This is a genomic window from Streptomyces xiaopingdaonensis, assembly GCF_000262345.1.
GTDB classification, from domain to species: domain Bacteria; phylum Actinomycetota; class Actinomycetes; order Streptomycetales; family Streptomycetaceae; genus Streptomyces; species Streptomyces xiaopingdaonensis.
The window spans coordinates 1-6,767 of the sequence record NZ_AJTQ01000133.1; the positions used below are offsets into that span (position 1 = coordinate 1).

At 73.7% G+C, this 6,767-nt stretch carries 6 protein-coding genes; 2 read left to right on the forward strand and 4 right to left on the reverse strand.

The window, feature by feature from the left end:
* The 4 genes from UWG_RS0110700 to UWG_RS0110715 form a co-directional block, all read right to left on the reverse strand.
* Positions 1-889: glycosyltransferase family 2 protein (locus UWG_RS0110700; protein WP_016907202.1), on the reverse strand; the 889-nt coding region annotated here is incomplete at its 3' end.
* On the reverse strand, positions 886-1,797 hold the full coding sequence (locus UWG_RS0110705) for a glycosyltransferase family 2 protein (protein WP_016907203.1): 912 nt from the start codon (positions 1,795-1,797) through the stop codon (positions 886-888). The genes UWG_RS0110705 and UWG_RS0110700, both read right to left, overlap by 4 nt.
* Positions 1,798-1,871: 74 nt before the next feature.
* Complete coding sequence (locus UWG_RS0110710) at positions 1,872-2,063, reverse strand: DUF2795 domain-containing protein (protein WP_016907204.1); 192 nt, start codon at positions 2,061-2,063, stop codon at positions 1,872-1,874.
* Positions 2,064-2,163: 100 nt separating this feature from the next.
* Positions 2,164-3,546 carry an MFS transporter gene (locus UWG_RS0110715; RefSeq protein ID WP_029391348.1) on the reverse strand — a complete coding sequence of 461 codons (1,383 nt, stop codon included), beginning with the start codon at positions 3,544-3,546 and terminating at the stop codon, positions 2,164-2,166.
* Positions 3,547-3,958: 412 nt separating this feature from the next.
* Here UWG_RS0110715 and UWG_RS0110720 point away from each other — a divergent pair, with 412 nt between their 5' ends.
* Positions 3,959-4,948, forward strand: a complete 990-nt coding sequence (locus UWG_RS0110720; protein ID WP_016907206.1) for an NAD-dependent epimerase/dehydratase family protein — start codon at positions 3,959-3,961, stop codon at positions 4,946-4,948.
* Between the two features lie 46 nt (positions 4,949-4,994).
* The gene (locus UWG_RS0110725) at positions 4,995-6,665 is read left to right on the forward strand and encodes a carbamoyltransferase family protein (protein ID WP_016907207.1); all 1,671 of its coding nucleotides are present in this window, start codon (positions 4,995-4,997) and stop codon (positions 6,663-6,665) included.
* Positions 6,666-6,767 lie beyond the last annotated feature (102 nt).

The window sequence follows — 6,767 nt, forward strand, 5'->3', positions numbered from 1 at the left end:
GGGCTTCGTCGAGAACGGCCAGGCGGCGCTCGACCTCGGCGGGTACGGGCCGGCGGTCGGCCACGAGCCACGGCAACCCGGCAGCGGCCTCGGCGAAGGCGCGGACGGACGCCCCGTCGCGCGGAACGGTGCGCAGCAGGTACCAGGTGCGCCGCACCGCGGCCGGAAGCGGACGCCGCAGCCAGGTGTACCAGAGGGTGTTCCGCAGCCCGTCCACGCGCCGCCCCGTCGTATCCCGGACGTGCGACGGCGCATGGTGGACGACGAGCGACTCGGCGAAGCACAACCACCAGCCGGCCACGGCGAGATCGGTGGCGAGCAGCTCCTCCTCGCCCCCGAGCCACAGCCGCGCGTCGAACCCGCCCGCCGCCCGGAACGCGGAGACGCGCAGGCACGTGGCGGCGGCGAGGAACGAGCCCAGCGCGGGCCCCGGCAGCCAACCGGGCCCTGGCACGGGCGAGTTGCGCAACTCGTCGACGACGGGGTCCTCCACGCCCTCGGGTTCGACGACGATGCGCGCCACGACCCCCGCCAGCGCCGCAGAGCCGTCGAGCAGGTCGGCGGCCGCCCGCAGGGAGCCGGGCTCCCACCAGGAGTCGTCGTCGCAGAACGCCACGTAGGGCGTGGTGACTTGGCGGACGGCGAGGTTGCGCCCCACGGCGCCGGTGTTGCGCCGGGGCTCCAGGACCGCCATGTCGGGGTGCGCGGCGCGGACGGCGTGGGGTGTCCCGTCGGAGGAGAGGTTGTCCACGACGATCACCGTCGGGCGCTCCGGCAGCCGGGCCAAGTGGCCGAGCGTGCGGAGGAGTTCGTCGCGGCGGTTGCGCGTGATGACGACGACCGTCACGCGGTCGTCCGGTCGGTCGCCGTCCGGCGCGTGCGCGGTCACGCGGGCGTCGCCTCCACGAGGCGGGCGGCTTCCTCGACGTCGGGCGGCAGCGGGCGCCGCAGCAGGAGGGCCCTCGGCAGGCGGGGGAGCAGGGCCAGGACGGCCCTGCGGTCCTGGTGGTCGCGGACGGCCGCGGCGCAGAGGGCGGTGGTGCGGTGCGCGGCCGTGCGCAGCGGGCGCCGGAGCCAGGCGATGAGCACCTCGTTGCGCCGCACCAGCGCGCGGCGCCCCGGACGTGGTGCCGCACCGGGGGCGTGGCGCGCCACCACCTCGGGGCAGTGGACGACCTCCCAGCCGGCGGCGGCGAGGTCGTAGGCGAGGAGCGTCTCCTCGGCCCCGAAGAAGAGGAGGGGGTGGTACCCGCCGACGTCGAGGAAGGCCCGACGTCGGGCGACGGCGGCACAGCCGAGGAAGCCGAGCACCTTGCGGCTCCGCGCGACAGCCCCGGGGCCCAGCGGCGAGCCGGCGAGGACCGTGTTGAGCGGGTCGGGGGTGCCGTCCGGGTCGACGGTGACGGCGGCGGCGAGCAGGCCCGTCGCAGGGCGGGACGCGAGCAGGTCCACCGCGGTGGCGAGGGCGTGCGGCTCCCACCACGAGTCGTCGTCGCTGAAGGCGACGTAAGGGGTGTCCAGGGCCCGGACGCCCTCGTTCCGGGCGAGCGCTCCGTAGTTGGTCGGCAGCCGCAGCAGTTCGACGCCGGGGAAGGAGTCGCGGACGAACTCCGCCGTTCCGTCCTGCGAGGCGTTGTCCACGACCAGGACGCGCGGCTGCTCGGGGAGGGCCAGCAGGCGCTCCAGGGTGCGGGCGAGCCGGTCGCGCCGGTCGCGGGTGGCGATGACGACGCCCAACCGGTCGCGCAGGTCCGGCCCTTCGGCGGTTCGCCCCGGCCGGGACGCAGGTGCGTGCATGGGGCCTCAGCTCCCGACGGACGGGCCCGGCACGCTCGCCGGGCCCGTCGGTCGCATCCGTCCGGAGTGCCGGGTCAGCCCCGGAACATCTCCTTCTCGACCTGGTCGGGTCCCTCGATGCGGTCGCTCTTCATGTGCGAGAGCTTGTCGACGAGCCGGTCGCTCGCCTTGTTCTTCCTGGCGAGGTCGGCCAGGGTCTGCCGGTCGGTCGGGTAGGAGGCTCCCTTGAGAGCCTGCTGTACCTCGATGGGGTCGGTCTCGGCCATCGTTCCTCCAGGAAGCAGAGGGATTGGTCCGTCATGCTGCTTCTGTCCGCTCCATGGTGAGAGCCGCCCGTGTGGCCTGCAACAGCAGGCCGGGCGGTGATCATGCGGCGACCGGTTCCGCTTCGAGCGCCTCGGGGGTCTCGGGCACCTCGCGGCCGGAGCGCTCGCCCCGCTTCTGCGGACGGCGCTGGAGGAGCTGCGCCGCACCGGTCACGACGACGATGGCGATGCCACCCACGACGAGCCCGGCCCGGGCGCCCGCGAACTCCATCAACGCACCCAGCAGCGGCGGGCCGATGAGGCCCCAACCGGTGCTCGCGCTCCGCCACACACCGAGGACGCGGCCACGCAGGTGGGCGGGCGGCTCGGTCTGGAGCACCGTCGTGCCGGCGGTGTCGGAGATCGACTCCACGACCGCCATCGGCGCCACCAGCAGCACCAGGAACAGCAGCGAAGGCGAGAAGCCCGTGACCACCTGGAGGACCGCCCCGGCGGAGGCGAGCAAGGCGACGTGCTGCACCGAGGGCTTGCGGAGGCAGCCGGCGAGGACGGCGCCGATCATGCCACCGACCGCGAGCACGGTCGAGACGGTGCTGAAGGAGCCGGCGCCGGCGGCGAGCGGCCCTGTCACCAGCACCGCGAGGGTCAACTGGTAGTTGCGGCCGAAGATCGCGGAGATGCCGGTGATGGCCGCCAGTCCCACGAGGCGCGGGTTCCGCACGAAGTAGACCAGCCCCTCACGGCTCGCTCCGGCCAGCCGGGGCCGCTTGCCGCCCTTGGCGGCGTCGGCTCCGGCCCTGTCTGCGGCGGCGTGCTCCTTGGCGGACTGCGGGTCGCGCTCGGCCTTGGGCTGGAGCTTGAGGAACGGGATGACGGCGGCGACGGCCACGAAGGAGAGCCCGTTGGCCAGGTAGGCCGAGGCCATGCCGAACCACGCGACGGCCGCGCCCGCGGCCGCCGTACCGATCAGCCGGCCCGCGCTGTGCACGACGGAGCCCAGGGAGATCGCCGAGGGCACGTCCTTCCGCTTCACCAGGTCGTTGCCGAGCAGCGAGCAGGCGGGGTTGTCGACGGTCGCGATGGAACCGGTGACGGCGGCGAGCACCATCAGCAGCGGCACGGTCAGCTGGTCGAAGGCGACGAGTCCCGCCGTCGTGAAGGCGACGACGCCGAGGAGCGCCTGGCTCACCGAGGCCGTCAGCTTGCGCGGCCAGGAGTCGACGAGGCTGCCGCCGATGAGGCTCAGCAGCAGGCCGGGCGCGGCCTGTACGGCGAGGGAGAGGCCGGTCGTGGCGGCGGAGCCGGTGAGTTGCAGGACCAGGAGGTTCTGCACCGTCAGCTGCATCCACGTACCGATGTTGGAGACGAGGTTCGCCGCCGACCACCAGCGCATGCTCGGGTAGCGCAGTGAGCGCCACGGGCTGCGTTCGGAACGGCCGCCACGGCCGCCGCCCTTGCGGACGGCAGGGAGAAGAGCAGGCATAGGGGGTACCGGGAAGGGGGCACGAGGGCGAAATGGGGACGCACGGGGAGGAAGCCCGCACGTCGCCTTCAGCCATGTTCACAGACGGTCTCCGCCGGCCAAGGAGACCGGCTCCGAGCAGCCCCGCAGGAAACGCCCGCACACCGTCGTGACCTGCCGAAAAGGGTGATGAGTTGCCTTCCTCACAGCGCGTGCGGCCCCCAATTCCCCGTCACGCACCGTCGATTGACTGACCGCGCAGCACAGCGCCCGGCCACGCGGTGCGAGGAGTCGTGCGGCGGCTCTGACCCCGTTCGACCACGGGGAGCATCGCCCGACCCCTTCTCGGTTTGCGGGCCCCCACGCAGTGGCTCAGGCTGAAAACGAGTCCAGTGCTCCTGCTTCCGGTTCGTCCGGTGACCGAAGGAAAGCCATGGATGTACTCTCCGCCGGCATACCGCGTTTCCGGCACGCAGTCGTCACGGGTGGCGCCGGTTTCGTCGGTTCCCATGTGTGCACCGCGCTGCTGGACACGGACTGCGCCGTCAGTTGCCTCGACGATTTCAGTACGAGCAGTCGGGAGAACGTGGCGCATCTCCTGGGGGACCCGCGCTTCTCGCTCGCGGAGGCGGACATCTGCCGCTCCGCGGCGACGGAAGAGCCCGACACCGGGTCGTTCGGGCCGCCCGACCTCGTCCTCAACCTCGCGTCGCCCGCGTCGCCCGCCGACTACGCGCGGATGCCGCTGCACACGCTGGAGACGGGCAGCGCCGGCACCCGCAACGCGCTCCGCCTCGCCAGGCGCTACGGCGCCCGGCTCGTCCACGCCTCCACGTCCGAGTCGTACGGCGATCCCCAGGAGCACCCGCAGAACGAGCGCTACTGGGGCCACGTGAACCCCGTCGGCCCGCGCAGCATGTACGACGAGGCCAAGCGGTTCAGCGAAGCGCTGACGATGGCGGAGGGCCGCGTGCACGGCACCAACGTCGGCATCGTCCGCCTCTTCAACACCTACGGCCCGCGGATGCGCGGCTACGACGGCCGGGCCGTGCCCACATTCGTCCGGCAGGCCCTCGCGGGCGAGGACCTGACCGTCACGGGCGACGGGCTGCAGACCCGCTCCCTCGCCTACATCGACGACACCGTGCGCGGCGTCCTCGCCATGGCCGGCTCCGAGCTGGTCGGCCCGGTCAACATCGGGAACCCGGACGAGATCACGATGCGGGAACTCGCTCGGCTCGTCGTGGAGCTGACCGGCTCGGGATCGGGGTTGCGCTTCGTGGAGCGGCCGGGCGACGACCCGGCCGTGCGCTGCCCCGACATCACGCTGGCCAGGGGCAAGCTCCAGTGGGAGCCGGAGGTCACGGCGCGCGACGGCCTGGCGCGGACCATCGAGTGGTTCCGGGAGCGCCCCGACGCCTGAGCCGTCGTCCGGCATCCGGCCCCCGTCCCGGCGAAAGAAGGCAGACATGCGCGTCCTCGGCATCAACGCCCTCTTCCACGACCCGGCCGCCGCGCTCCTCGTCGACGGGCAGCCGGTCGCCGCCGCCGAGGAGGAGAGGTTCTCCCGCCGCAAGCACGGCAAGCGGCCGGTGCCGTTCTCCGCCTGGGAGCTCCCCACCGAAGCGGCGGCCTGGTGCCTCGCCGAGGCCGGGCTCCGGCCGGAGGAGATCGACGCCGTCGCCTACTCCTTCGACCCGTCGCTCGCCGAACCCGCCGCCGACCTGGAGTTGGACGACCCCTGGGACCCGCTGCGCCTCACCTACGCGCGCCAGGCCCCCGAGTTCCTGTGCTCGGCACTGCCGGGACTCACGCGGGAGCAGGTGCACTTCGTCCCGCACCATGTGGCGCACGCGGCCTCCGGCGCCTTCGCGGCGCCCGACGCCGAACGCTCCTCCGTGCTCGTCGTCGACGGCCGCGGGGAGTCGGCCTCGCACCTGGCGGCGCGCAGGCGCGGCACGGTCCTGGAGCCGCTCCGCAGCCAGCAGTTGCCGCACTCCCTGGGGCTCGTCTACGAGGAGCTCACCGAGCACCTCGGATTCCTGCGTTCCTCCGACGAGTACAAGGTGATGGCGCTCGCCTCCTACGGGAAGCCGCGGATGGCCTCCGAGCTCGCGCGCTACGTCCACCCGACCGACGACGGCGGCTTCGTCGCGCGGGACGTCCCCTGGGAGAGCTTCGCCCCGCCGGCGCGCGCCGGACAGGGATGGACCCAGGAGCACGCCGACCTCGCCGCCTCCGCACAGCGGTGCCTGGAGGACACGCTGCTGGACATGGCGCGCTGGCTGCACGGCAGGACCCACGACCGACTGCTCACCATGGCGGGCGGCGTGGCGCTCAACTGCGTCGCCAACGCGCGTCTGGCAGCCGAGGGCCCGTTCGCCGACGTCTGGGTGCAGCCGGCCGCGGGGGACGCCGGCACCGCGCTGGGCAGCGCCCTGGCGTTCGCCGCGGCAGGCGGCGAGACCACCGCGCCGATGCCCGGCGCAGACCTGGGACGGCAGTGGAGCGACGCGGAGCTCCACGACTGGCTGACCCGTGCGGGGGTGCCGTTCGAGCAGCCGGACGACGTGAGCGAGGAGGTCGCCCGTGCTCTCGCCGACGACGCGATCGTCGCCTGGTTCCAAGGACGTTCGGAGTACGGGCCGCGCGCGCTCGGCCACCGCTCGCTGCTGGCGCACCCGGGCCGCTCCGCCAACCTCGAGCGCCTCAACGACGTCAAGGGCCGCGAGCAGTTCCGCCCGGTGGCGCCGATGGTGCGGGAGGAGCGGGCGCCGGAGATCTTCGAGGGCGTGCTGCCGAGCCCGTACATGCTCTTCGTGCACGAGGTGCGTTCCGCGTGGCTCGACCGCATCCCCGCCGTGGTGCACACCGACGGGACCGCCCGTATCCAGACCGTCGGCCGCGACCGGGAGCCGCGCCTGGCGCGCATGCTGGAGGAGTTCGAGCGGCTCACCGGGCTGCCCGTCGTCGTCAACACCAGCCTCAACACCGCGGGTCGGCCGATGGTGGACGATCCGCGCGACGCGCTGGAGTGCTTCGGCTCCGCGCCCGTGGACCTCCTCGCCCTCGGCCCGTACGTGGTGCGGCGTGCCGGCTTCTTCGACCGCGCGGGCGGCGAGGGAGGGCGAGGCCGATGAGCGGCACTGCGCCCGAGTACGCCGTCGTCGTACCGACGCTCGGCCGGCCCTCGCTCAGCGCCACCCTCGGCGCGCTCGCCGCGGCGGGCGGGCCGCCGCCCC

What these genes read in the sequence shown, in the direction of transcription:
- UWG_RS0110705 (WP_016907203.1), bottom strand. Translation starts at nt 1,797, where the DNA reads ATGCACGCACCTGCGTCCCGGCCGGGGCGAACCGCCGAAGGGCCGGAC.
- UWG_RS0110710 (WP_016907204.1), bottom strand. Translation starts at nt 2,063, where the DNA reads ATGGCCGAGACCGACCCCATCGAGGTACAGCAGGCTCTCAAGGGAGCC.
- UWG_RS0110715 (WP_029391348.1), bottom strand. Translation starts at nt 3,546, where the DNA reads ATGCCTGCTCTTCTCCCTGCCGTCCGCAAGGGCGGCGGCCGTGGCGGC.
- UWG_RS0110720 (WP_016907206.1), top strand. Translation starts at nt 3,959, where the DNA reads ATGGATGTACTCTCCGCCGGCATACCGCGTTTCCGGCACGCAGTCGTC.
- UWG_RS0110725 (WP_016907207.1), top strand. Translation starts at nt 4,995, where the DNA reads ATGCGCGTCCTCGGCATCAACGCCCTCTTCCACGACCCGGCCGCCGCG.